This window comes from Pseudomonas sp. NY5710, assembly GCF_013305665.1.
GTDB classification, from domain to species: Bacteria; Pseudomonadota; Gammaproteobacteria; order Pseudomonadales; family Pseudomonadaceae; genus Aquipseudomonas; species Aquipseudomonas juntendi.
Genome location: NZ_CP045554.1, coordinates 747,743 through 771,811, shown reverse-complemented (window position 1 = coordinate 771,811; position 24,069 = coordinate 747,743). Strand labels below are relative to the sequence as shown.

Sequence of the window (24,069 nt, the reverse complement as noted above, 5' to 3'; positions counted from 1 at the left end):
CGGCAGTGGTACGATAGTTCAGCTTTTCTTCACGTTTTTTTCACATGGCAAAGCTTTGCACATCGTCAGACTTATGCCACAACACAGGCAGGATTTTTTTCAGTGAAGAGGGATCGGCGCTGGTCCAGAAGCGGGTAGCCTGCGCCGGTCCGGCGGCCAGCAGGTCATTGTTGCCTAGCAGCCGCTGCAACTGGCGCGCTACGGCGGCACCGGTATCGATGATGGCCACATCTGGCGGCACCATGCCGGCCAGCAGCGGCCGCAGGAAGGGGTAATGGGTACAGCCCAGGATCAAGGTGTCACAGCCAGCGGCCAGCAGCGGCTCGACATAGCCCCACAGCATCTGGCGCAGCGTGGGGCTGCACAGGTCGCCGGTCTCGATCAGCTCGACCAACCCCGGGCAAGGCTGGGTGATCACCAGCACGTCGCTGGCGAAGCGGTCGAGCAAAGCCGCGAACTTGGCGCTTTGCAACGTGCCGGTAGTGGCCAGCACCCCAACCACGCCTGAGCGTGTGGCAGCCGCGGCAGGCTTGACTGCGGGCTCCATCCCCACCAATGGCCAGTTCGGGTACAGTTCGCGCAAATCCGCTGCGGCCGCCACCGTGGCGGTGTTGCAGGCCAGCACCAGGGCCTTGGCGCCTTGCTCGCGGAAGAACCCGGCAATGCGCCGGCAGCGCTCACGGATGTAGTCCGGGGACTTTTCGCCATAAGGCACATGGCCGCAGTCGGCCACGTACAACAGTGTCTCATTGGGCAACAGCCGCTGGATCTCGGCGAGCACCGACAAGCCGCCAACACCAGAGTCCATCACGCCGACCGGCGCCGAGCGCTCAGCCATCGCGCTTGCCGCACACGGCACACGCCGGGTCGCGCTTGACGCGCAGTTCGCGAATACGGGTGCCGAGGGCGTCGATCAACAGCAGTCGGCCGACCAGCGGCTCGCCGAAGCCTGCCAGCAGCTTCATCGCTTCCAGCGCCTGCAGGCTGCCGACCAGGCCCACCAGTGGGCCGATCACTCCCGCCTCGCTACAGGTCAGCTCGGCTTCACTGCCATGCCCATACAGGCAGTGGTAGCAAGGGCTGTAGTCGCGACGCGGGTCAAACACCGACAGCTGCCCCTCCAAACGGATTGCCGCACCGCTGACCAAGGGTTTGCCGGCGGCGAAACAGGCGGCGTTGACCGCCTCGCGCGTGGAGAAATTATCGGAGCAGTCCAGCACCAGGTCGACGGCAGCTACCGCGGCTGCCAGGGAGTCGTCGTCCAGCGCCTGGCGGTGGGCAACCAGGGTGACTTCCGGGTTGATGGCCTGCAGGCGCTGCAGCGCCGAGTCGACCTTGCTCATGCCGACACTGTCGCTGTCATGAAGCACCTGGCGCTGCAGGTTGGTCAGGTCGACCGTATCGAAGTCCGCCAGGTGCAGTTCGCCAACCCCGGCGGCTGCCAGGTACAGGGCGACCGGCGAACCCAGGCCACCCAGCCCGACAATCAATGCCTTGCTGTGCTTGAGGCGTAGCTGGCCGTCGATGTCGATCTGCGCCAGCAGCACCTGGCGGCTGTAACGCAGCAGTTCCTGATCACTCAGCATGGCAGGCGCCCCAGGCTGATGCGTTCATGGCCACCCAGATCGGTTCGGCTGGCCACCTCGTTGAACCCCTGCCCGACCAGCAAGGCCCGTACCGCCGCGGCCTGATCATAGCCGTGCTCCAGCAGCAACCAGCCACCGGGCAGCAAGTGCCCTGGGGCCTGGGTAACGATCACGCGCAGGTCGTCCAGGCCATCGGGGCCAGCCACCAACGCACTGCTGGGTTCGAAACGCACGTCGCCAGCCACCAGGTGTGGGTCTGCTGCGGCGATGTAAGGGGGGTTGCTGACGATCAGGTCGAAACGCTCACCCGCCAGGCTGTCAAACCAATGGCTGAGGCGCACCTGGGCATTGCTCAGGCCCAGTCGCTGCCGGTTGCGCTCGGCAAGCGCAGCGGCCTCTGCTACCCGGTCGACGGCCGTGACCTGCCAGGCTGGGCGCTCACTGGCCAGGGCCAATGCGATGGCGCCCGTGCCAGTGCCCAGGTCGAGAACCCTGGCTGGGGCTGCGGGCTGCAGTTCGAGGGCGGTTTCGACCAGCAGCTCGGTATCCGGCCGCGGGATGAGCGTGTGCGGCGCGACTTCCAGGTCGATTTTCCAGAAACCTTGCTGGCCAAGGATATACGCCACCGGCTCACCGCCGCGGCGGCGCTGCAGGTACCCGGCGTAGGTCTGGGCGTCTTCGCTGCTGACGATCCGCTCGGGCCAGGTGTGCAGATAACTGCGCGACTTGCCGATGGCCGCTGCCAGCAGCAGTTCGGCATCCAGGCGTTCGGTAGGCGAATCTGGCAACTGTGCGTTGCGCAACAGGCTGGCGATGATGGTCATCAGTCCCCCAGGGCAGCCAGTTGATCGGCCTGGTATTCGGCCAGCAACGGCTCGATCACCGCGTCTACGCCACCACTGAGGATGTCGTCCAGCGAATACAAGGTCAGATTGATACGGTGATCGGTCACCCGCCCCTGTGGGTAATTGTAGGTACGAATGCGTTCCGAGCGGTCACCCGACCCGACCAGCAGTTTGCGCTCGCTGGCAATGGCGTTCTGGGCGGCGCTGGTCTGCATGTCGTTGAGCTTCGCCGACAGCCAGGACATGGCGCGAGCGCGGTTCTTGTGCTGCGAGCGCTCTTCCTGGCACTCCACCACGATACCGGTGGGCAAGTGGGTGATGCGGATCGCCGAGTCGGTCTTGTTGACGTGCTGGCCGCCGGCACCGGAGGCGCGGTAGGTGTCCACGCGCAGGTCAGCCGGGTTGATTTCGATGGCCGCTTGTTCGTCTGGCTCGGGCAGGACCGCCACGGTGCAGGCGGAGGTGTGCACACGGCCTTGGGACTCGGTCTCCGGCACGCGCTGCACGCGGTGGGCGCCGGACTCGAACTTGAGCTTGCCGTAGACGTTTTCCCCTTCGACACGGGCAATGATTTCTTTGTAGCCGCCGTGTTCGCCCTCGTTCTCGGACAGAATCTCCAGGCGCCAGCCACGCTTTTCGGCGTAACGCGAATACATGCGGAACAGGTCACCCGAGAAGATCGCGGCCTCGTCCCCACCGGTACCGGCGCGGATTTCGAGGAACACGTTGCGGCCATCATTCGGGTCCTTGGGCAGCAGCATGCGCTGCAGCTGCGCCTCGAGCGTCAGCAACTGCTCCTTGGCTTCACGCACTTCTTCCACGGCCATTTCGCGCATGTCCGGGTCACTGTCCTTGAGCAGCGCCTGGGCACCTTCAAGGTCGCCCTGGACTTTGCGCCACTCTTTATAGGCAGCATAGACTGGCTCGACCTCGGCGTACTCGCGGGAATACGCGCGAAAGCGCGTCTGGTCGGAAATGACCTCGGCATCGCCGAGCAAGGCGGTGAGTTCTTCGAAGCGGTCCTGGAGAATTTCCAGTTTGTTCAGCAGCGACGCTTTCATTGCGGGGTTTTGTCCGTCGAGCCCTCGTTGAGGGCAAAGAGTTCCTGGGCCATGGCCAGCGCATCGACGCGCCCCTCGGCCGAGAGCTTTTTCAACTGCACGCTGGGCGCATGCAGGAGTTTGTTGGTCAGGCCACGGGCCAATTGGGCCAGTACGTCCTCGGGGTTGCCGCCGTTGGCCAGCAAGCGCAGGGCCTTTTGCAGTTCTTCGTCACGCAGGCGCTCGCTTTGCTGGCGATAGGCCTTGAGCACATCCACGGCGGCTAGTTCACGCAGGCGCAGCATGAAGTCTTCGGCGCCGACTGTCACCAGTTCTTCGGCAGCCTGGGCCGCGCCTTGGCGGCTCTTGAGGTTTTCCGCCACGACATCGTGCAGGTCATCGACGGTGTAGAGGTAGACGTCATCGAGCTCACCGACCTCGGTTTCGATATCGCGGGGTACGGCGATGTCGACCATGAAGATCGGTTTGTGCCGGCGCTGCTTCAGCGCACTCTCGACCGCGCCTTTACCAAGGATCGGCAACTGGCTGGCAGTGGAGCTGATGACGATGTCGCTGTTGGCCAGCTCCTGGGGGATGTCGGCCAGCAGAACGGCATGCGCACCGAACTGTTCGGCCAGGATGCTGGCGCGCTCCAGGGTGCGGTTGGCCACCACGATGCGGCGCACGCCCTGCTCATGCAGGTGGCGGGCGACCAGGGTGATGGTTTCGCCGGCGCCGATCAGCAGGGCCTGGCTACGCCCCAGGTCGGCGAAGATCTGCTTGGCCAGGCTGACGGCGGCGAATGCCACCGACACCGGGTTCTCGCCAATGGCGGTGTCGGTACGCACCTGTTTGGCGGCGCTGAAGGTTGCCTGGAACAGGCGCCCGAGCAACGGCCCGACGGTGCCGGCCTCGCGGGCCACGGCGTAGGCGGACTTCATCTGGCCGAGGATCTGGGGCTCGCCGAGCACCAGCGAGTCGAGGCCCGAGGCCACGCGCATCATGTGCTTCACGGCGTCGTGCTCTTCGTGCACGTAAGCACTGGCGCGCAGTTCGTCGAGGCTGAGGCGGTGGTAGTCGGCCAGCCATTTGAGTACGGCGTCGGCGGACAGGTGGTCCTGCTCTATATAGAGCTCACTGCGGTTGCACGTCGACAGAATCGCCGCTTCGCGGCTGGACGTCAGTCGGCAGAGCTGCTGCAGGGCGTCTACCAGCTGCTCTGGGGTAAACGCCACGCGCTCGCGTACGTCTACCGAGGCAGTCTTATGGTTGATACCGAGTGCAAGAAAGGCCATGCGAGGTCGCTGGTTGTGACGGGAAGCCGATAATTGTCCTCTTTCGCAGGTTTCAGGACAACCACCGTTCGCTATTGCGCTGATAGCGCGGCGGCTATCGCCGGCTGCACGCCCGCCTGACCTGTGATTCCAGCCCCGGATCCTGCAGCCCCCTTGCAAGGATTATCACCATGGACCTCAGCGCTTGACGGGCACCCATGCCCCTCACCTCCCTCCGCATGACCTTCGCTCGGCCTCCTGAAGTCGCAATGTGCGGCGCCTGAACTACCGCGTGCTTAGAAGCAAAACCGAAGCCCGCTACGCCACTGAAGCAGCGGCACATAACAGACGCCTTGACCTGACCGAATCGAAACCCGACGTGACAATGTAACGAGGTGATATTTCCTACAAAAGCTTATGTGAATTACTTTTTTCGACATATCTGTATCGATTTTTTCCATCGACTTGTAGTCCATTTCTGAATTGCTGATCCAGCTATTGCTTCATCCCATTTCAATGCCTAGCCTTTCCCATCATTAATCTGAAGTTCGTTCCTCACCACAAAATTAAAACCTGACAATGATTACCAAACAGAGGTAAGCATGGCTTTTGACGCTTATATAAAAATCGATGATATCCCAGGCGAGGCCCTGGACGAAAAATACAACAGGTGGATCGAAGTCACAGGTTACCAATTCGGTGTAAGCCAAGCACTTCAGCCACCGCAAGCTCTGCCGGTGGCGCCACATCAGGCCGCACGGCCGTCAGCCATTTCACATTTACCAAATCTCTCGACAGTGCCAGTTGCAAATTGATGGAAGCCAGCTGCGCAGGCCAACATCTCAAGGAAGTTAAACTCGCACTCTGCCGCGCGGGCGGCGGCAAGCTCAAATATTACGAAATCATTCTCGAAGAAGTGATCATTGCCGACTACACCCAAAGCGCCGCCGATGGCGTACCGATAGAGGTGGTGCAGCTCGATTACGGGAGAATCAAGACCACCTATACCCAGCAAAAACGCGTTGACGGGTCCGGCGGCGGCAACATCGCCGGCGGGTGGGACCGGATCGGTAACAAGAAGTACGCCTAAAGGGGGTCGCCATGCCTGGAGCCAGAGCGTTCATCAACCCCAGAATGCAGAGCTACCACACGCTCAAGGCCGGCCTTGCGCTGACCGGGCATTCGGCCAGTAAGTTCGACATGCTGAACTCGCACATTTTCAACAATGTGGTCAGAAGCGGCGAACTGGTGATCGTCGGCGACTGGTCCACGCCTTCTTGTACCAGTGAGGAGGCGTATCTGATGTCGAAAGCTGCCGTGACCCATATGGGGCTGATGCGCAGCGGGCAAGGTGCCGATGAGTTTTTTCTGGATAATTTCGAGCTGTTGAAGAGCCTGCTCGCCCACGCATCACTGGGCTCAGGCGTGGTAAGCGATGGCTGGAGCAAGTATCTCAAAGCGATTCAAGATACCTTGCTGGAAATCGAGACGCTGCATAGAGAGCACATGAGCTCCGGGTCCCTCAAAGCGCGCGAGCAGTTTTACGCCAAGCGGGCTGGGTTTTTCACGAAGCTGGATGAGCAGTTGCGCAGGTTGGCGGCGTTCGGCTCAGGCTTGCGCAACAATGGGTCCATCAAAAGAATGCTAGCCATTTCCACGAAAAGCTATTTGCATACGGGTGAGATTGCAGGGTATGCGGATAAGGTTGCCGGTGTGAGCAAGGCTGCTAACCTGATAAAAAAAGGAACTTATTTAGGCATTGCACTGGAAGTTTCGAGTACAGGTCTATCAATCAATAAAGCCTGCACGGAAGGGAGAGAGGAAGAGTGCAGAAGAGCTGAAATTGTGGAGAGTAGCTCATTGGCAGGTGGCGTAGGTGGAGGCGTAGTTGGCGCATATGCAGGCAACATAGTTGGCGTAGCAGCTTGCGGCGTGGTTCTCGGAACCGTATCGGGCGGGCCTGGAGCTATCGCTTGCGGTGTAGCGGGCGGAGCCTTTGGGGGGATGCTAGGCGGGAAGTTCGGAAGCGATGGTGGAGAATTCATGGGAGATTTATTCTACGAACGGGTGATAAAGTGACCACAGCTCATGAAATTTTGGGAGCGGTGTTCGCCCTCCTTATCACCGCGATCTTCATATCCATGTCGATAACGCTATATTTGTCCCATCGCCTGACTGAACACATTGAATCGCTGCTACCCAACTGCAAGCTGATCAGTGAGAACAGAAAAACATACGCTGACCTTGGCTTTATCGGAAAAGTTTTTCGATTCGGGACAATATCTTTAATGTTAGTCTCCCCAAAAGCCTATGCACGTAAAGGCCTGATAGACATTAATGAAGTAAACCAACTACCGGCCCGCATAAAAAAATTACTTAGCAGACTCGTCATTGTGTGCTTAGCACTTTTTCTCACACTGCTATTGTTTAGGGCATGCCTATATGCTGCTGATCACTACCAAACCCTTTGAAAACCAGTATTGAAGCTCGAGCAAACGCTCCCGTTGTTATTGCTAATAACAGCGCCAATAGCATATGCGTGGACCTATATTGGCATAATGCTTAACATAGCAGTAACCGGTCTATAAATTCGCCATGCTTGAAGCGAGCCGCATATGTAAACTCTGCATCATTAGCTGGAGGCCTGGCTGGTAGCACTGTAGGCGGTTATCTAGGAGGGAATATTGTTGCACCCGCAGTATCCGGCACTAGGAGTAGGGACTGCCGGACTAGGGCACTCACCTGCGCGGTCATCGGTGGCGCTGCCGGGCGAAGTTAGCCGGTGGTTTCGCAGAAAAAAAAGGCGAGGTATTAGGTGACTTTTTGTATCACGAGTTTTCAAAATGACTAACATAGAACCAGGACTGATCGCGCTGATCCTGATTACAGCAATGTTAATTGCCGCTAGCGCGCAAATTATTATTTCACACAAATACACCGAGCATTTTGAATCTTTCCTTCCCACCTCTCGCCTCGTATCTGACAACATCAAAAATCACCAGCACGCCGGAGTCTTGGGCAAAACAATAAGAACCGGCCAGATTGCAACACTGTTGGCTATACCCAAAATCTTCATTTACAGGGGTTACGCTGAAATTGAGGAAGTAAAAAACTTCCCCCTCCGCGAAAAGCGCATTTTGTTAACCCTATGGATTATTCACATCACCTTGTTCATTGCCTTGATGCTGTCGCATTATCTATGACTTCATGCCGACACGACTTGCCCCGAATCGAAACCTGACGTGGCAACGTAACGAGGGGAAATTTCCTACAAAAGCCTGTACCGCTGGCCGCGATAATGAGTGTAGAAGAGCTAAATACGTCCATGGATCTTCCTTGACAGGCAGTGTCGCCCGGGGGAGGGATAGCAGCAAGCTACGGTGGGAATATTGCCACTAGTACTTGTCTCGCTCTTGGCGTGCTAACAGCCGGTACAGGCGCACCCCTCTGCGCTGTTATTGGTGGGGCTGCGGGAGCCACGGGAGGAAGCATGCTTGGCGGTGCTGTAGGGGAAACGCTCGGCGAAGTACTGTATGAAAAGGTAGGCACCCAATGAGTACTGCTGTGAGCATTGTTGCATTTATAATTTTGGCAGCCATGACCATCACGCTTTGCGCATCGCTCTACATATCAATCTATCATCTTGGCAGGATCGAATCACTACTACCGAATAGCGCATTCGTGAGCGGAAATAAAAAAACATTCTCACAAGCAGGCCTTATTGGCAAAGTAATGCGCACACTCTCAATTTCAATACTACTAACAGCACCAAATATATATGCGCGAAAAGGCTTAGTTAACCTTGATGAGGTCACGAGGTTTCCTAGACGCATGAAGCGCACTCTTATCATGTTAGGGGCTATGCACCCAACACTCATCGGAGCACTTATTTTATTTCGCATTTGGCTGCATACCTTGGAGACAAGCCGCAGCTGGTAGCGAGAGCATAACGTCAGCCGAAGAGCTACAGCAGGGCGTCTACCATCTACTCTGGGGTTAACGCCACGCAGTAGTACGCTTCGCGGGTGTCCGCCTTTACACCATCTGCGCTCGATCTCATAAACCGCCAAAAAACCCAAGCCAAACACCCGGCACAGCCACCACATCACGGAACCCTCTCCCACCACAAAGGTCGCAGTTAACCAGACACCACACAGGTGGGTTTGCCCCCGCGCTTGTGTCATCATGCTGCGACCGCCGGTGAGTCCTCCTATTAAGCCTTCTATGAACAAACCATACGCATTGCTGCTTGCCTTCGCCCTGCTCCAGGGCTGCCAGAGCCTGGCCCCGCAAAAGGCCGAGCCTCCCGTTGCCGATGCCGCCAAGGCGGAGGCCGAGAAGCCCGTGGTGTATGGATCCTTCAAGCAAGACACCCTTTACAGCCTGCTGGTGGCGGAACTGGCCGGGCAGCGCAACCGCTTCGATATCGCCCTGGCCAACTACACCGACCAGGCCGCCAAGACCCAGGATCCCGGCGTATCCGAGCGCGCCTACCGCATCGCCGAATACCTGGGTGCCGACGAGCCCGCCCTGGAAAATGCCTTGGTCTGGGCTCGCAACGACCCACAGAACCTCGACGCCCAACGCGCCGCTGCCATTCAACTGGCGCGCGCCGGCCGTTATGACGACTCCATGGCCTACATGGAAAAGGTACTGCAGGGTCAGGGCGACACCCATTTCGATTTCCTGGCCCTGTCAGCTGCCGAAACCGACCAGAGCACACGTGACGGCTTGCTGCAGAGCTTCGAGCGGCTGCTGGCGAAATACCCCGACAACGGCCAGTTGGTATTCGGCAAGGCCCTGCTGCTGAACCAGGACGGCAAGACCGAAGAAGCCCTGGAACTGCTCGAGTCACACCCCCCGCAAAATGGTGAAATCGCCCCGATCCTACTGCGCGCCCGCCTGCTTCAGGCGCTGGACCGCGGCCCCGAGGCCCTGCCCCTGCTGCGCGGCGCCATTCGCGACAACCCGGACGACAAACGCCTGCGCCTGACCTACGCCCGCACCTTGGTCGAGCAGGACCGTATCGCCGATGCCAAGGGCGAATTCCTCAGCCTGGTCCAGCAGTACCCCGACGACGACGAACTGCGCTACTCCCTGGCCCTGGTGTGCCTGGAGAACAAGGACTGGGACGAGGCCGAGGGCTACCTGCAGGAACTGATCGAGCGCGACAGCAATGTCGACGCCGCGCACCTCAACCTGGGCCGTATCCGCGAAGAGCGCCACGACCCCGCAGGTGCCCTGCGTGAATACGCCCTGGTCGGCCCGGGCCCCGACTACCTGCCGGCGCAACTGCGCCAGGCCGACATTCTGATCGCCAACGGCCGTGGCAGCGAGGCCTCGCGCCAGCTTGCCGAGGCCCGCGAAGCGCAGCCGGACTACGCCATCCAGCTGTACCTGATCGAATCGGAAAGCTACAGCAACAACAACAAGGACGCCCAGGCCAACCAGGTGCTGCAACAGGCCATCCAGCGCTACCCGGACGACCTCAACCTGCTTTACACCCGCGCCATGCTGGCCGAAAAACGCGACGACCTGGCGCAGATGGAACAAGACCTGCGCGCGATCATCGCCCGCGAGCCGGAAAACGCCATGGCCCTGAACGCCCTGGGCTACACCCTGGCCGACCGCACGACCCGCTACGCCGAGGCCCGGACGCTGATCGAAAAGGCCCACCAGCTGACCCCCGACGACCCCGCAGTGCTCGACAGCCTGGGCTGGGTGAACTACCGCCTGGGCAACCTAGACGCGGCTGAAACCTACCTGCGCCAGGCGTTTGCCAACTTCCCCGACCACGAAGTGGCTGCCCACCTGGGCGAAGTGCTGTGGGCCAACGGCAAACGCCGCGAAGCCCGCCAGGTCTGGGCCAAGGGCTTCGATGCCCAGCCCGACAGCCCCCTCCTGCGCAAGACCCTCCTGCGCCTGACCGGATCCGAGACCCTTTAACGCCATGTTTCTGCGCCATTGCATTACCTTCACCCTGATCGCCCTGCTCGCCGGCTGCGCCGGCTTTGGAAGCCGCGAGGCCCTGCAAGGCCATGGCGACCCACAGCAGTGGCGCGCCCATAAAGAGCAACTGAGCAGCCTCGATGGCTGGCAGATCAACGGCAAGGTCGGCATCCGCGCACCGCGCGATTCGGGCAGCGGCACGCTGTTCTGGCTGCAACGCCAGGATTACTACGACATTCGCCTGGCCGGCCCGCTGGGCCGAGGTGCCGCCCGCCTCACCGGTCGCCCCGGCGGCGTGGTGCTGGAAGTGGCCAACCAGGGCCGCTACGAAGCCCCCAGCCCCGAAGCCCTGCTGGAAGAGCAACTGGGCTGGCGATTGCCGGTCTCGCACCTGGTGTGGTGGGTACGCGGCCTGCCCGCCCCTGACAGCAAGAGCACACTGAGCCTTGACGGCGACAGCCGCCTGGCCACCCTCGACCAGGATGGCTGGCAGGTGCAGTACCTGAGCTACACCGAGCAGAACGGCTACTGGTTGCCCGAGCGCCTGAAGCTGCACGGCCAGGACCTGGACGTGACCCTGGTGATCAAGGACTGGCAGCCGCGCCAGCTGGGGCAGTGAGCCCATGCACACGCTGACCCTGCCGGCACCGGCCAAGCTCAACCTGTGGCTGCACATCGTTGGCCGCCGCGCCGACGGCTACCATGAGCTGGAAACGGTGTTTCAGTTTCTCGACCACGGCGACGAACTGCGCTTCGCCCTGCGCGATGACGGCGTGATTCAGTTGCATACCCCTGTCGAGGCAGTACCGCACGACAGCAACCTGATCGTGCGTGCTGCGCGCAAGCTACAAGCGCAATCAGGTACCCCATTGGGTGCGGACATCTGGCTGACCAAGGTCCTGCCCATGGGTGGCGGCATCGGTGGCGGCAGTTCGGATGCTGCCACCACCCTGCTGGCCCTCGCCCACCTGTGGCAGCTGGATTGGGACGAAGACCGCCTGGCCGCCCTGGGCCTGAGCCTGGGGGCGGATGTACCGGTATTCGTGCGCGGCCATGCAGCCTTCGCCCAGGGCGTGGGCGAACAGCTGACCCCGGTCGACCCGGAAGAACCCTGGTATGTCGTGCTGGTGCCGCAAGTGTCTGTCAGCACAGCAGAAATTTTTTCACATCCGCAGTTGACACGTGATTCACTGCCCCTTAAGATGCGCCCCGTTCCCAAGGGAAACAGTCGAAATGACTGCCAACCGGTGGTAGAGCAGAATTACCCAGAAGTTCGAAATGCATTGAATTCACTGGGAAAATTCACCGAAGCTCGATTAACCGGCACTGGAAGCTGTGTGTTTGGGGCCTTCCCAAGCAAAGCCGAAGCTGATAAAGTTCTGGCCCTTCTTTCAGCGACCCAAACAGGGTTTGTGGCGAAAGGAAGCAATGTTTCGATGTTGCATCGCAAGCTGCAAAGTCTGGTCAAGAAGTCGGGCGCATAAGCGTTCGCAAGCAACAGATACAGGGGCGTCGCCAAGCGGTAAGGCAGCAGGTTTTGATCCTGCCATGCGTTGGTTCGAATCCAGCCGCCCCTGCCATTTTCCTTATACTCATCCAGGTATACCCTCAGCCTCCAGGTACTGCGCGTGTCCAAGATGATGGTCTTTACGGGGAACGCTAACCCCGATCTGGCTCGGCGTGTAGTACGTCAGCTGCATATCCCTCTCGGTGACGTCTCTGTCGGTAAATTCTCCGACGGCGAGATCAGCACTGAGATCAATGAAAATGTTCGTGGTAAAGACGTTTTCATTATTCAGCCGACCTGTGCCCCGACCAACGATAACCTGATGGAACTGGTAGTGATGGCCGACGCCTTCCGCCGCTCCTCAGCATCCCGAATCACCGCCGTGATTCCTTACTTCGGATATGCCCGCCAGGACCGCCGTCCGCGTTCGGCACGTGTAGCCATCAGCGCCAAAGTCGTCGCTGACATGCTCACTGTCGTCGGTATCGACCGTGTACTCACTGTCGACCTGCACGCTGACCAGATCCAAGGCTTCTTCGATATTCCCGTCGACAACATCTACGGCTCGCCCGTACTGGTAGACGACATCGAAGACCAGCGTTTCGAGAACCTCATGATCGTATCCCCGGACATCGGTGGTGTTGTGCGCGCACGCGCCGTCGCCAAGTCCCTGGGTGTCGACCTGGGTATCATCGACAAACGCCGTGAAAAGGCTAACCACTCCGAGGTCATGCACATCATCGGCGACGTCGAAGGGCGCACCTGCATCCTGGTAGACGACATGGTCGACACCGCCGGCACCCTGTGCCACGCGGCCAAAGCCCTGAAAGAACACGGCGCTGCCAAGGTTTATGCCTATTGCACGCACCCTGTCCTGTCGGGCCGCGCGATCGAGAACATCGAGAAGTCGGTACTGGACGAGCTGGTGGTGACCAACACCGTACCGCTGTCCGCCGCTGCTCAAGCCTGTGACCGTATCCGCCAGCTGGATATCGCACCGGTTGTCGCTGAAGCGGTACGCCGTATCAGCAACGAAGAATCGATCAGCGCGATGTTCCGCTAAGCGGAACCCGTGTTGATATGAAGCGCCCCGCCCCAACCTGTGTTGGGGCGGGGCTTTTTTGCCATCCCCGTCTGGCGCTGGTCGCAAACGCCATTCGGGAGGCTATTTTGGAGAAGTAAAATGACCGATTTCATCCTGAACGCCCAAGCGCGTACTGACCTGGGGAAAGGTGCGAGCCGCCGCCTGCGTCACTCCGCCAGCATCCCTGCCGTAGTTTACGGTGGCGATAAAGAAGCCCAATCCCTGACCATCGTGGCCAAGGAAATCGCCAAACTGTTCGAAAACGAAGCTGCCTTCAGCCACGTTATCGAACTGAACGTCGACGGCGCCAAGCAGAACGTCGTGGTCAAGGCCATGCAGCGTCATCCAGCCAAAGGCTTCATCATGCACGCCGACTTCGTTCGCGTCGTAGCTGGCCAGAAGCTGACCGCTGTTGTTCCAGTGCACTTCATCAACGAAGAAGCACCGGTCAAGAAAGGCGGCGAAGTTTCGCACGTTGAATCGCAGATCGAAGTTTCCTGCGAAGCCAAAGACCTGCCAGAGTTCATCGAAGTCGACCTGGCCAACGCTGAAATCGGCACCATCATCCACCTGTCGGACCTGAAAGCTCCGAAAGGCGTAGAGTTCGTCGCTCTGGCCCACGGTGATGACAAAGCTGTTGCCAACGTTCACGCTCCGCGCGTTTCCGCCGAAGCTGCTGAAGAAGGCGCTGCCGAGTAATCCACTCGCACGCCGGCGTTGATCGGGTTACAGTGCCGCGCGCACTGTGACCCACCAACTCCAAGGAAGAGCCCCTGACGTGACCGCCATCCAGTTGATCGTCGGCCTGGGTAACCCCGGCCCCGAATACGAACAGACCCGGCATAACGCAGGGGCTCTTTTCGTTGAACGCATTGCCAGCGCACAGCGTGTTTCGCTGACCGCTGACAAAAAATATTTCGGCCTGACGGCTAAGTTCAGCCATCAGGGCAACGACGTTCGTTTGTTGATCCCCACCACCTACATGAACCGTAGCGGCCAGGCCGTGGCGGCCTTGGCCAATTTCTTCCGCATCAAGCCGGAAGCGATCCTGGTGGCGCACGACGAACTCGACCTGCCCCCGGGCGTTGCCAAGCTCAAGCGCGGCGGCGGTCATGGGGGGCACAACGGCCTGCGCGACATCATCGCGCAGCTCGGCAACCAGAACGACTTCCACCGCCTGCGGCTTGGCATCGGCCACCCGGGCGACGCCAAACTGGTCTCCAACTTCGTCCTGGGCCGCGCGCCGCGCGCCGAGCAGGAGAAGCTCGACGCCAGCATCGATTTTGCCCTCGGCGTGCTGCCGGACGTGCTTGCCGGCGATTTCGCCAAGGCGATGCGCGAACTGCACAGCCAGAAGGCCTGATTTCCTTTAGAGAGGGGAATACCCATGGGTTTCAATTGCGGCATCGTCGGCCTGCCCAACGTCGGCAAGTCCACCCTGTTCAACGCCTTGACCAAATCTGGCATCGCGGCGGAGAACTTCCCTTTCTGCACTATCGAGCCGAACAGCGGCATCGTGCCGATGCCCGACGCGCGCCTGGCTGCGCTGGCTGAAATCGTCAAGCCGAACCGCATCCTGCCGACCACCATGGAGTTCGTCGACATTGCCGGCCTGGTGGCCGGTGCATCGAAAGGCGAAGGCCTGGGCAACAAGTTCCTCGCCAACATCCGCGAGACCGACGCCATTGCCCATGTGGTCCGCTGCTTCGAAGACGAGAACGTGATCCACGTTTCCAACAGTGTGGACCCCAAGCGTGACATCGAGATCATCGACCTCGAACTGATCTTCGCTGACCTGGACAGCTGCGAGAAGCAACTGCAGAAGGTTGCGCGCAATGCCAAGGGCGGTGACAAAGAGGCGCTGGCACAGAAGGCCATCCTCGAGCAGCTGATCCCGCACTTCACCGAAGGCAAGCCGGCACGCAGCCTGATGAAGAACATGGGCGCCGAAGACAAGGCGGTCATCCGCGGCTTCCACCTGCTGACCAGCAAGCCGGTGATGTACATCGCCAACGTCGCCGAAGACGGCTTCGACAACAACCCGCACCTGGACGTGGTCAAGGCCATTGCCGAGGAAGAAGGCGCGGTCGTGGTGCCGGTGTGCAACAAGATCGAAGCAGAAATCGCCGAGCTCGACGATGGCGAAGAGAAAGACATGTTCCTCGAGGCCCTGGGCCTGGAAGAGCCAGGCCTGAACCGCGTGATCCGCGCCGGTTACGAACTGCTCAATCTGCAGACCTACTTCACCGCTGGCGTGCAGGAAGTTCGCGCCTGGACCGTACGCGTGGGCGCCACCGCACCACAAGCGGCCGGCGTAATCCACACCGACTTCGAGAAAGGCTTCATCCGTGCTGAAGTCGTGGCCTATGACGACTTCATCCAGTTCAAGGGTGAAAGCGGCGCCAAGGAAGCCGGTAAGTGGCGCCTGGAAGGCAAGGATTACATCGTCAAAGATGGCGACGTGATGCACTTCCGCTTCAACGTCTAAGCGGTAGCCTGCAGTAACCAGAAACCCCTTGCGGCTTATGCCTCAAGGGGTTTTCGTTTTTTTGTGGCCTGTGCCGGCCTTATCGCTAAGGCGGCTGGGCTTTTATATAACTTTTTGATTTAACAGGGACCTTGTGGGAGCGGGCTTGCCCGCGAACACCGGCGCAGCCGGTGCCAGACACCGCGTCGCCTGCTTCGCGGGCACGCCCGCTCCCACACAGGCCGCCTCTGCGCGACAGCCCAGCCCATAGGGCTGGGTAATCTCCCACAATGTCTCGCGCAGGCTTTGCAAATTTTGAGAAAGACAATTGCTCCGACCTGGGCCGCCGGTCCGGTATGGCCAAACGCCGGGCTGCCAGCGCATCACTTCACAAATTCCTGAACTGATTATTTGTCGCCAGCGATTTTTCCCCCCGGCAAGCCCCACCAGAATCGCTTCACCACAATCATAAAAAACCGTGAGGCCACCCCGTGGACCAGACCCTGCAGGTACGGCAAGCCGCCGCCGACCTTGTTGCCGCCTTCGCCAGCAATGACACCGCCCGCTACTTCGCCTGCTTCAGCGAAGACGCCACGTTCCTTTTCCACACCTTGGCGCAACCACTGCTGTCACGCCGGGCCTATGAGGAGGTCTGGGCCCAGTGGCAGGCCGAAGGGTTTGCCGTGCTCGCCTGCGCGTCCTGCAACGCCCAAGTCAGCCTGCAAGGCGACGTGGCGATCTTCATGCATGATGTGGCCACGCATCTGCGCATCGGCGGTGCCGAGCACCAGCTGAACGAGCGCGAGACCATCGTGTTCCGCCGCCACGCTGACCAGTGGCTGGCCTGCCACGAACACCTGTCGGCCGTATCGCCGGCCTGATCACCTTTTTGCGGCCCTGCCGCCCTGCCATCGCACCCACAAGAAGGCTTGCGCACTGCGCCGGCCCACAACAAGCGCTGGAGCATCACCATGAGCCACTCGACCGGTATCGAGACCAACGGTGTCGAACAGATCCCCGCCGATCAACGCGACGCCTCCCCGCTGGACCTGTTCCGCCTGATCTTCGGCGGCGCCAACACATTCGCCACCGCCGTGCTCGGCAGTTTCCCGGTGCTGTTCGGGCTGTCGTTCCAGGCGGGAGTGTGGGCAATCGTGCTCGGTGTCGCCGTTGGGGCGCTGATCCTGGCACCGATGGGCCTGTTCGGCGCGCTGAACGGCACCAACAACGCGGTCTCCTCGGGCGCGCACTTTGGCGTGCACGGGCGCATCGTCGGCTCGTTCCTGTCGCTGCTCACGGCAGTGGCATTCTTTTCGCTGTCGGTGTGGAGTTCGGGCGATGCCCTTGTCGGCGGCGCCAAGCGCCTAGTCGGCCTGCCGGAAACCGACCTGACCCTGGGCCTGGCCTACGGCCTGTTCGCGGTGCTGGTGCTGGTGGTGTGCATCTTCGGCTTCCGCTTCATGCTGTGGGTCAACAAGATTGCCGTGTGGGCGTCGAGCCTGCTGTTCCTGCTGGGTATCGCTGCTTTTGCCGGGCCGTTCGACGCCGGCTACGCAGGCAGCGTAAACCTGGGCCAGGCCGGTTTCTGGGCAGCTTTCGTCGGCGCTGCGATCCTGGCCATGAGCAACCCGGTGTCATTCGGCGCCTTCCTCGGTGACTGGTCGCGCTACATTCCACGCGAAACCCCCAAGGCGCGCATCATGCTGGCGGTGATAGCGGCCCAGGGTGCCACGCTGATTCCATTCCTGTTCGGCCTGTGCACCGCCACCCTGGTGGCCACCCAGGCACCGGACTACATTGCCGCCAACAACTATGTCGGCGGGCTGCTGGCTGTCGCCCCCAGCTGGTTCTTCCTGCCGGTGTGCCTGATTGCGGTGATCGGCGGTATGTCCACCGGCACCACGGCGTTGTATGGCACAGGCCTGGACATGTCCAGCGTGTTCCCACGCCTGCTCAGCCGTGCCTGCGCCACGCTGCTGATCGGGGTGCTGGCGATCGGCTTCATTTTCATCGGCCGCTTCACCTTCAACCTGGTGCAGAGCGTGTCGACCTTCGCCGTGCTGATCATTACCTGCACCAGCCCGTGGATGGTGATCATGATCCTCGGCCTGGTCACCCGCCGTGGTTTCTACCACGCCGATGACCTGCAGGTATTCACCCGCGGCCAGCGGGGTGGCCACTACTGGTTCCTGCACGGCTGGAACTGGCGCGGCATGGGCGCTTGGGTCCCCAGCGCAGTGGTCGGCCTGTGCTTCGTGAACCTGCCCGGGCAGTTCGTCGGTCCGCTGGGCGACTTGGCCGGTGGCATTGACCTGAGCCTGCCGGTCACCCTGGGGTTGGCCGGGGTGCTGTACCTGCTGCTGCTCAACCTGTTCCCCGAACCTGCCGGCGTGTATGGCCCGCAGGGCCCACGTTGGGTGCGCTGCAAACAGACTGCGCACACGCCTGTAACCACTGCCGAAATGGCCTGACTGGAAACCACCATGATCACTTCCCACTACATTGCCGGCCGCTGGGTCGACGGCCAGGGCAGCGACTGCATCAGCGTCAACGACCCTGCACTGGGCCAACCGTTTGCCGAACTGATGGCTGCCAGTGCCGAGCAAGTCGACCAGGCCGTGGCCGCCGCACGTGCAGCCCTGCCCGCCTGGAAATGCACCAGCGCCAGTGAACGCGCGGCGTATCTGCGCGGCTTCGCCGAACAGCTTGGGCAACGCCGCGAAGCGCTGGTCAACCTGCAGATGCGCAACAACGGCAAGCCGCGCCACGAGGCAGAAGTCGACCTGGACGACGCCATCGCGACCTTCAGCTATTACGCCGAGCTGGCTGAACAACTGCCTGGGCAAAACCGCGACGTACCGCTGGCTGCACCCGGTTTCACCGCCCGCACCCGCCTGGAGCCGGTGGGCGTGGTCGGCCTGATCGTACCCTGGAACTTCCCGCTGGTGACCAGCGCCTGGAAGCTTGCCCCTGCCCTGGCCGCTGGCTGCACCGTGGTGCTCAAGCCTTCGGAAGTGACCCCACTGAACGAACTCGCCTACGGCCAGATCGCCGACACCCTGGGCCTGCCGGCCGGAGTGCTGAATATCGTCAATGGCAAAGCCGAGACGGGTGCCGCGCTGAGCAACCACACAGGCCTGGACAAACTATCGTTCACAGGCAGCAATAACGTTGGCAGCCAGGTGATGCGCAGCGCAGCGGCACAATGCCGGCCGGTCACGCTGGAGTTGGGCGGCAAGTCGGCGATTCTGGTGTTCGATGACTGCGACGTCGATGCGGCGGTGCAATGGATCGTTGCCGGCATCTGCTGGAACGCGGGCCAGATGTGCTCGGCCACATCACGCCTGCTGGTACAGGACGGCATTGCCGACGCCCTGCTGCCGCGCCTGCAGGCAGCGCTGGAAAACCTGCGGGTGGGCAGCCCGCTGAGCGAAGAAGCCGACATGGGCCCACTGACCAGCCAGGCCCAGTGGCTGAAGGTGGCCGGCTACTTTGCCACGGCGCGGGAGGAAGGCTTGCAGTGCCTGGTCGGTGGCAAAGTGCTGGACCGTGGCGGCTGGTTCGTCAGCCCTACCCTGTATGCCGATGTGCCTGAAGACAGCCGCCTGTGGAACGAAGAAATCTTTGGTCCGGTGTTGTGCGCACGGCGCTTCGCCAGCGAACAGCAGGCAATTGCCGAGGCCAACGACAGCCGCTTCGGCCTGGTGGCGACAGTGTGCACCACAGACCTGGCGCGCGCCGAGCGGGTGGCCGACGCGCTGGAGGTGGGCCATGTGTGGATCAACTCGGTGCAGGCGGTGTTCGTCGAGACCTCATGGGGTGGCACCAAGGGCAGCGGTATAGGCCGTGAGCTGGGGCCTTGGGGCTTGTCGGGCTTCCAGTCGGTCAAGCATGTGACGCGGTGCCTGGGCTGAACTGTAGGGGGCCGCACGTGGCGGCCCCTTTCAACAGCTTCTGCCATTCATCTAGTCGCGTGCCACTGGCATGAAGCGCATCACGGCGCTTCGTCAGCCGGGCGCGCAGCTTCCTGTACCAGCACCATGCTCTGCGGCGAAGACAAGGCGATACCCTCGTCACGCAGCCGCCCTAGGATGGTGAACAGCAGGTCACTGCGGGTGCCCGACACCTGGCGCGGCCCGGCCACATAGCCACTGACAGCTATCACCATGCCATTGCTGGTCAGGTCCTTGAACGACACCGAGCTGGCGGGCGCGTCCAGAATCGCCTCGTGTTCGTGGTAAGCCGCCAGCAGCAACTCACGTACACGGTTGGCATCCGTATCCAGCGGCAGGGTCAACGTAATGCCGACCACCCCTAGCGCGTTGCCCATGGTGACGTTGCGCACGTTCTGCGAGATGAACTGCGAGTTGGGTACGATCACCGTGGAACGGTCGGACATCTGGATTTCGGTAGCGCGCACGTTGATACGGCGAATGTCGCCCTCGACGCCGGCCAGGCTTACCCAATCGCCGACCTTCACCGGGCGTTCGGTGAGCAGGATCAGGCCCGAGATGAAGTTCTGCACGATCTGCTGCAGGCCAAAACCGATACCGACCGACAAGGCACTGACCACCCAGGTCAGGCTGGTAAGGTTGATGCGCAGGGTAGACATCACCAGCATGGCCAGGAAAATGAACCCGAGGTAGCCCACCAGGGTGACCAGCGAGGCGCGCATGCCGGCATCCATGTCGGTTTCCGGCAACAGCCGTTCGCTGAGCCAGCGCTTGACCACCCGGATGGCGAACAAGCCGCCGAGCAGAATCGCCACCGCCAGCAGAATGTCCTGCGGCACGATGTTCAGGTTGCCCAGCAATTTGCCACCAGTACCGTCCCAGTCGCCCAGGCTGAGCAGCAGTTCGCTGGGGCTGGTGCCAGACGGCATCAACGCCAGCAGCAGCGCCAGGAACAGCACTACGGTGCGGCCGATACCGGCCAGGATGGTGCTGGCCTGGGCCTGGTGACGTGGCGCCAGCCCCAGGGTCGACGCCAGTGCCAGACCGCCGGGCTGGCGTGGCGACAGCAGGGTTTCGCACAGGTCGCCGAAGAAGCTGGTCAACAGGTAGGCGCACGTGATCACCAGGCTGACCCACAGCAGCTTGGCTGTAAGGAAGTAGGCAAGGGTCAGGTACCCGGTCACCATGGCCAGCATGATCAACCCCAGCCAGATGACCATCACGAACGGGATCAACCCGCCCAGGCCGGTGGGGCGTTCCAGTTCATGCTTGCGCAGGGTGCGGCGGTAGCGCTGCAACGCGCCGGCGAAGATCATCGCCACTACCAGCGCGGTCAGGCCGTTCACCGCCACGGTCAGCGCCAGGCTGGCACCGATCACGGTGTTGATGCGCTCCATGGTCATCATGACCATCAGTGCCAGGGCCAGCACCTTGGGGAACCAGCCCAGCGCGCTGGCCACTTCGTCGTGAATGGCGGGCAGGCGCCAGGACGGGCGCTGCAGCATCAGCATGGCACGGCCCAGGCCCGCGATGAACGCGCTGAACACCACCAGCGCCAGGATGTGGTTGACCAGGCTGGCGATATCGCTGCCCAGTTCGGCATTGCTCTCCAACCCCCAGCGCAGCAGGGAAACCGAACCGGCGATGGTGCCCAGGGTTGCCAGGCTGACCCCTAGCGCCAGGGCACTGCGGCGCAGCCGGCCTTCGGGCAACCAGCGGACCATGGCACGGGCCAATAGCCGCTCTATCCACAGGCGTACCAAGGTCCAGACCAGGATGGCCGCTACCAGGCTGGCCATGAACGGCCAGCGGTGTTCGGGGCTGAACGCGCTGCCAATGGCAACGGCTGCTTCGCCCCGCAGGTCGCGCAGGCGCGCCACGTCATCCTGGGTGGGGCGGATGATGCTCTGCCAGAATGCCGGGCTCAACGGCGAGGCGGCGCGGCTGGTGATCTGCGAGTTGAACTGGCTGCGGCGCAAGTTGACGATTTGCGTAGACAGGTCGCGCGCCGACTGAGTCAGCTTGGTGGCCTGGTCCTGCTGGGCGACCAAGGCCTTTTTCTCGGCCTCCAGGGCCTTGCGCTGCTGGGTCAGGGCCGCAGGCTCGTCGGGCTGGGCCGGGCCAACCACCTTGAGCTTGTCGTCGAGCTTTTCCACATCGGTGGTGCGCTGCGCACTCAAGGCATCAGCCTGGCGCTGAACCTGCATGGCCGCCAGCCGCAACTGCGACAGCAGGTCGTCGTTGGCGTTACTGCTGACGCCTTGGCGAATCTGGTCCAGGCTATCGCTCAACTGCTCGATACTGGCGTTTTCATCCAGTGCCGGGGCTGCCGCATTGGCCAGGTTGGACAACGGTGTGGCGGGAGCCGCCGCGGCCGGGCCGGTGAGCACCAGCAGCAGCGCCAGCATGGCCATCAGGCCAGGGCAAAAACGAACAAGGCTCAGACGCCTCATCGAATATTCCTCTTTACAATCCGATTTGGCGGGGGATTCTACGCGGCTTCAAGGTATCAGGAGAGTGCCGTTTCTCGCCTCAGCAGTTGCTGCTTGCGCGCCACGCCCCAACGGTAGCCGCTGATGTCGCCATCGCGGCGCACCACACGGTGACAAGGTATGGCCACGGCGATGCGATTGGCTGCACACGCCAGGGCTACCGCCCGCACCGCCTTGGGCGCGCCAATGCGTTCGGCAAGGTCGCTGTAGCTGATGCGGCTGCCAGCCGGCACCTCGCGCAGGGCTTGCCACACGCGCTCCTGGAACGCTGTGCCTTGTACATCCAGCGGCAGGGCCAGGCCCAGCGCCGGGGCCTCGACGAACCCCACCACCTCGGCAACCAGTTGCTCATAACCGCGGTCACCGCCGATCAACCGGGCCTTGGGGAACTGATCCTGAAGTTCATGCAGCAGGCTTTCAGGGTCGTCGCCCAGCAGGATCGCGCAAATGCCTTTCTCGCTTTGGGCCACCAGGATGGCGCCCAAATAACACTGGCCGAGAGCAAAATGAATCGTGGCCCCTGCGCCACCGGCCCGGTACTGCCGGGGGCGCATGCCCAGGCGCTGGTCGGCGCTGGCATAGAAGTGGCTGTTGGAGGTGTAGCCAGCATCGTAGATGGCATCGGTAACCGAGCACCGAGCATCTTCCAGGTGCGCGCGCAGGCGCCGGGCGCGAAAAGCGGTGGCGTAGGCCTTGGGGGTGACGCCGGTTTCGGCCTTGAACAGCCGGTGCAGGTGGTATGGGCTGACGGCCAGTTGCGCAGCGAGCTGGTCGAGGCTGGGGCTGGGGTCGCTGGCTTCGATCAGGCGGCAGGCGCGGATGACCAACTGGTTGTGGCGAGCCGCGCTGGCCTTGGCGCTAGCGGTGCAGCGCTTGCAGGCACGATAGCCAGCGGCTTCGGCAAACGCAGGGGTGTCGAAGAACTCGACGTTGCCCCGCTTGGCCAGCCGCGACTTGCAGTTGGGGTGGCAATAGATGCCGGTGGTGCGCACGGCATAGACGAAGTGGCCGACCGCAGCGGAGTCGCGGGCTTCGACGGCTTGCCAGCGTTGGTCGGGGGTGGTGTACGCGGTCATTGGTATGCTTCCAGACTCGTGCGGCCGGCTCCGGCCTTGACGGTGTATAAACCTCAGGCACGCCACAGGTACCAGGCCGCCACGGTTCGGTATGGCCGCCAAGCGCCGCCCAGCGAGCGCATCTGCGCCGGTGTCGGCGCTTTGTCGAGGCCCTTGAGGCGGCGATACCCCTCACGCACGCCAAAATCGTCGACGGGCAGGATATCCGATCGCTCCAGGCTATAGATCAACAGCATTTCCACCGTCCACCGCCCTACCCCGCGCAGTGCTACCAGGCGTTCGATCAGGGCGTCGTCGCTCATGGCCAGTGCTGCTTCGCGGGTCGGCACCAGGCCGTCCAGCCTGGCTTGGGCAATGCCCTGGATAGTCGCCATCTTGCTCGCCGAAAAACCGCAGGCACGCAGGGTTTGCGGGCTTGCGGCCAATAACTGCTCGGGCGGCGGAAACGCATGCTGCGGGAACAACGCCAGCAACCGGCCCAGAATCGCCTCGGCCGCCCGGGCATGCAGCTGCTGGTAGGCAATCGCGCGCACCAGCGCCTCGTAAGGTTCGCGGCCAGGGGTGGCCTGGTGCAGGCATGGCCCGGTCGCGGCGACATGCCGCGCCCAGTCAGGGTCGAGCGCCGCCAGGTATTCGCCGGCCTGGCGGTAAGCCGCTGGGGAAAGGTCGGCCAGAATCATGGCGGCTCCATCACGTCGAGTGCAGGTGCAGCTTAGCGCAGCCGTTCATCGGGCGAACGCCGGTTCTTGCGCGGCTAATTCCTGGCCCACCATTGCCCCGCGCCATCCTCCGCGCA

General features: G+C 61.7%; 20 protein-coding genes, 1 tRNA gene and 1 pseudogene. 14 read left to right on the top strand and 8 right to left on the bottom strand.

Translation table 11 applies throughout. From position 1 onward, the window contains the following. Positions 1-40: 40 nt before the first annotated feature. The 5 genes from murI to hemA are packed head-to-tail and all read right to left on the bottom strand — an operon-like array spanning position 41 to position 4,766. Entirely contained in the window at positions 41-838 is a 798-nt protein-coding gene (murI, locus tag GEV39_RS03540) for a glutamate racemase (protein ID WP_173887572.1), read from the bottom strand. Beyond that, positions 831-1,586: a molybdopterin-synthase adenylyltransferase MoeB gene (locus GEV39_RS03535; protein ID WP_173887571.1), complete on the bottom strand. Its 756-nt coding sequence runs from the start codon at positions 1,584-1,586 to the stop codon at positions 831-833. Before GEV39_RS03535 ends, murI begins: the two co-directional genes overlap by 8 nt. After that, on the bottom strand, positions 1,580-2,410 hold the full coding sequence (prmC, locus tag GEV39_RS03530; protein ID WP_173887570.1) for a peptide chain release factor N(5)-glutamine methyltransferase: 831 nt from the start codon (positions 2,408-2,410) through the stop codon (positions 1,580-1,582). The genes GEV39_RS03535 and prmC overlap by 7 nt, the downstream gene beginning before the upstream one ends. After that, the gene (gene prfA / locus GEV39_RS03525) at positions 2,410-3,492 is read right to left on the bottom strand and encodes a peptide chain release factor 1 (protein ID WP_173887569.1); all 1,083 of its coding nucleotides are present in this window, start codon (positions 3,490-3,492) and stop codon (positions 2,410-2,412) included. The genes prmC and prfA overlap by 1 nt, the downstream gene beginning before the upstream one ends. Continuing rightward, positions 3,489-4,766 carry a glutamyl-tRNA reductase gene (gene hemA, locus GEV39_RS03520; RefSeq protein ID WP_173887568.1) on the bottom strand — a complete coding sequence of 426 codons (1,278 nt, stop codon included), beginning with the start codon at positions 4,764-4,766 and terminating at the stop codon, positions 3,489-3,491. Before hemA ends, prfA begins: the two co-directional genes overlap by 4 nt. A gap of 581 nt (positions 4,767-5,347) precedes the next feature. Between hemA and GEV39_RS03515 the strand changes: the two are divergent. The 14 genes and pseudogenes from GEV39_RS03515 to GEV39_RS03450 all read left to right on the top strand — a co-directional run bounded on the left by GEV39_RS03515 (position 5,348) and on the right by GEV39_RS03450 (position 19,666). Further along, positions 5,348-5,835 (top strand): annotated as a pseudogene (locus tag GEV39_RS03515) (Hcp family type VI secretion system effector). Between the two features lie 11 nt (positions 5,836-5,846). Then, positions 5,847-6,824 (top strand): hypothetical protein, encoded by a 978-nt coding sequence (locus GEV39_RS03510; protein WP_173887567.1) that lies wholly within the window; start codon positions 5,847-5,849, stop codon positions 6,822-6,824. A 764-nt stretch (positions 6,825-7,588) separates the two neighbouring features. Beyond that, entirely contained in the window at positions 7,589-7,948 is a 360-nt protein-coding gene (locus tag GEV39_RS03505; protein ID WP_173887566.1) for a hypothetical protein, read from the top strand. Positions 7,949-8,969: 1,021 nt separating this feature from the next. After that, positions 8,970-10,691: a tetratricopeptide repeat protein gene (locus GEV39_RS03500; protein WP_173887565.1), complete on the top strand. Its 1,722-nt coding sequence runs from the start codon at positions 8,970-8,972 to the stop codon at positions 10,689-10,691. A 4-nt stretch (positions 10,692-10,695) separates the two neighbouring features. Continuing rightward, the gene (gene lolB, locus GEV39_RS03495; RefSeq protein ID WP_047149785.1) at positions 10,696-11,313 is read left to right on the top strand and encodes a lipoprotein insertase outer membrane protein LolB; all 618 of its coding nucleotides are present in this window, start codon (positions 10,696-10,698) and stop codon (positions 11,311-11,313) included. A 4-nt stretch (positions 11,314-11,317) separates the two neighbouring features. Further along, on the top strand, positions 11,318-12,178 hold the full coding sequence (ispE, locus tag GEV39_RS03490; protein ID WP_173887564.1) for a 4-(cytidine 5'-diphospho)-2-C-methyl-D-erythritol kinase: 861 nt from the start codon (positions 11,318-11,320) through the stop codon (positions 12,176-12,178). A 21-nt stretch (positions 12,179-12,199) separates the two neighbouring features. Further along, positions 12,200-12,274, top strand: a tRNA-Gln gene (locus GEV39_RS03485). Between the two features lie 48 nt (positions 12,275-12,322). Further along, the gene (locus GEV39_RS03480) at positions 12,323-13,264 is read left to right on the top strand and encodes a ribose-phosphate pyrophosphokinase (protein WP_003247410.1); all 942 of its coding nucleotides are present in this window, start codon (positions 12,323-12,325) and stop codon (positions 13,262-13,264) included. Between the two features lie 120 nt (positions 13,265-13,384). Next, positions 13,385-13,984, top strand: a complete 600-nt coding sequence (locus GEV39_RS03475; protein ID WP_009686184.1) for a 50S ribosomal protein L25/general stress protein Ctc — start codon at positions 13,385-13,387, stop codon at positions 13,982-13,984. A 79-nt stretch (positions 13,985-14,063) separates the two neighbouring features. Continuing rightward, positions 14,064-14,648 (top strand): aminoacyl-tRNA hydrolase, encoded by a 585-nt coding sequence (gene pth / locus GEV39_RS03470; RefSeq protein WP_009686183.1) that lies wholly within the window; start codon positions 14,064-14,066, stop codon positions 14,646-14,648. Positions 14,649-14,672: 24 nt separating this feature from the next. Continuing rightward, positions 14,673-15,773, top strand: coding sequence for a redox-regulated ATPase YchF (gene ychF, locus GEV39_RS03465; protein WP_009686182.1), 1,101 nt, complete (start codon positions 14,673-14,675; stop codon positions 15,771-15,773). Between the two features lie 470 nt (positions 15,774-16,243). Further along, the gene (locus GEV39_RS03460; protein ID WP_173887563.1) at positions 16,244-16,633 is read left to right on the top strand and encodes a YybH family protein; all 390 of its coding nucleotides are present in this window, start codon (positions 16,244-16,246) and stop codon (positions 16,631-16,633) included. Between the two features lie 90 nt (positions 16,634-16,723). After that, the gene (locus tag GEV39_RS03455; RefSeq protein WP_173887562.1) at positions 16,724-18,223 is read left to right on the top strand and encodes a purine-cytosine permease family protein; all 1,500 of its coding nucleotides are present in this window, start codon (positions 16,724-16,726) and stop codon (positions 18,221-18,223) included. Positions 18,224-18,235: 12 nt separating this feature from the next. Next, positions 18,236-19,666, top strand: a complete 1,431-nt coding sequence (locus tag GEV39_RS03450; protein ID WP_173887561.1) for an aldehyde dehydrogenase family protein — start codon at positions 18,236-18,238, stop codon at positions 19,664-19,666. A gap of 80 nt (positions 19,667-19,746) precedes the next feature. On the opposite strand, the gene GEV39_RS03445 is transcribed toward GEV39_RS03450, so the two are convergent. The 3 genes from GEV39_RS03445 to GEV39_RS03435 are packed head-to-tail and all read right to left on the bottom strand — an operon-like array spanning position 19,747 to position 23,953. Further along, positions 19,747-22,158, bottom strand: coding sequence for a DUF3772 domain-containing protein (locus tag GEV39_RS03445; protein WP_173887560.1), 2,412 nt, complete (start codon positions 22,156-22,158; stop codon positions 19,747-19,749). Between the two features lie 56 nt (positions 22,159-22,214). Continuing rightward, on the bottom strand, positions 22,215-23,273 hold the full coding sequence (gene ada / locus GEV39_RS03440; RefSeq protein ID WP_173887559.1) for a bifunctional DNA-binding transcriptional regulator/O6-methylguanine-DNA methyltransferase Ada: 1,059 nt from the start codon (positions 23,271-23,273) through the stop codon (positions 22,215-22,217). Positions 23,274-23,326: 53 nt separating this feature from the next. Beyond that, on the bottom strand, positions 23,327-23,953 hold the full coding sequence (locus GEV39_RS03435) for a DNA-3-methyladenine glycosylase family protein (RefSeq protein WP_054903916.1): 627 nt from the start codon (positions 23,951-23,953) through the stop codon (positions 23,327-23,329). Positions 23,954-24,069 lie beyond the last annotated feature (116 nt).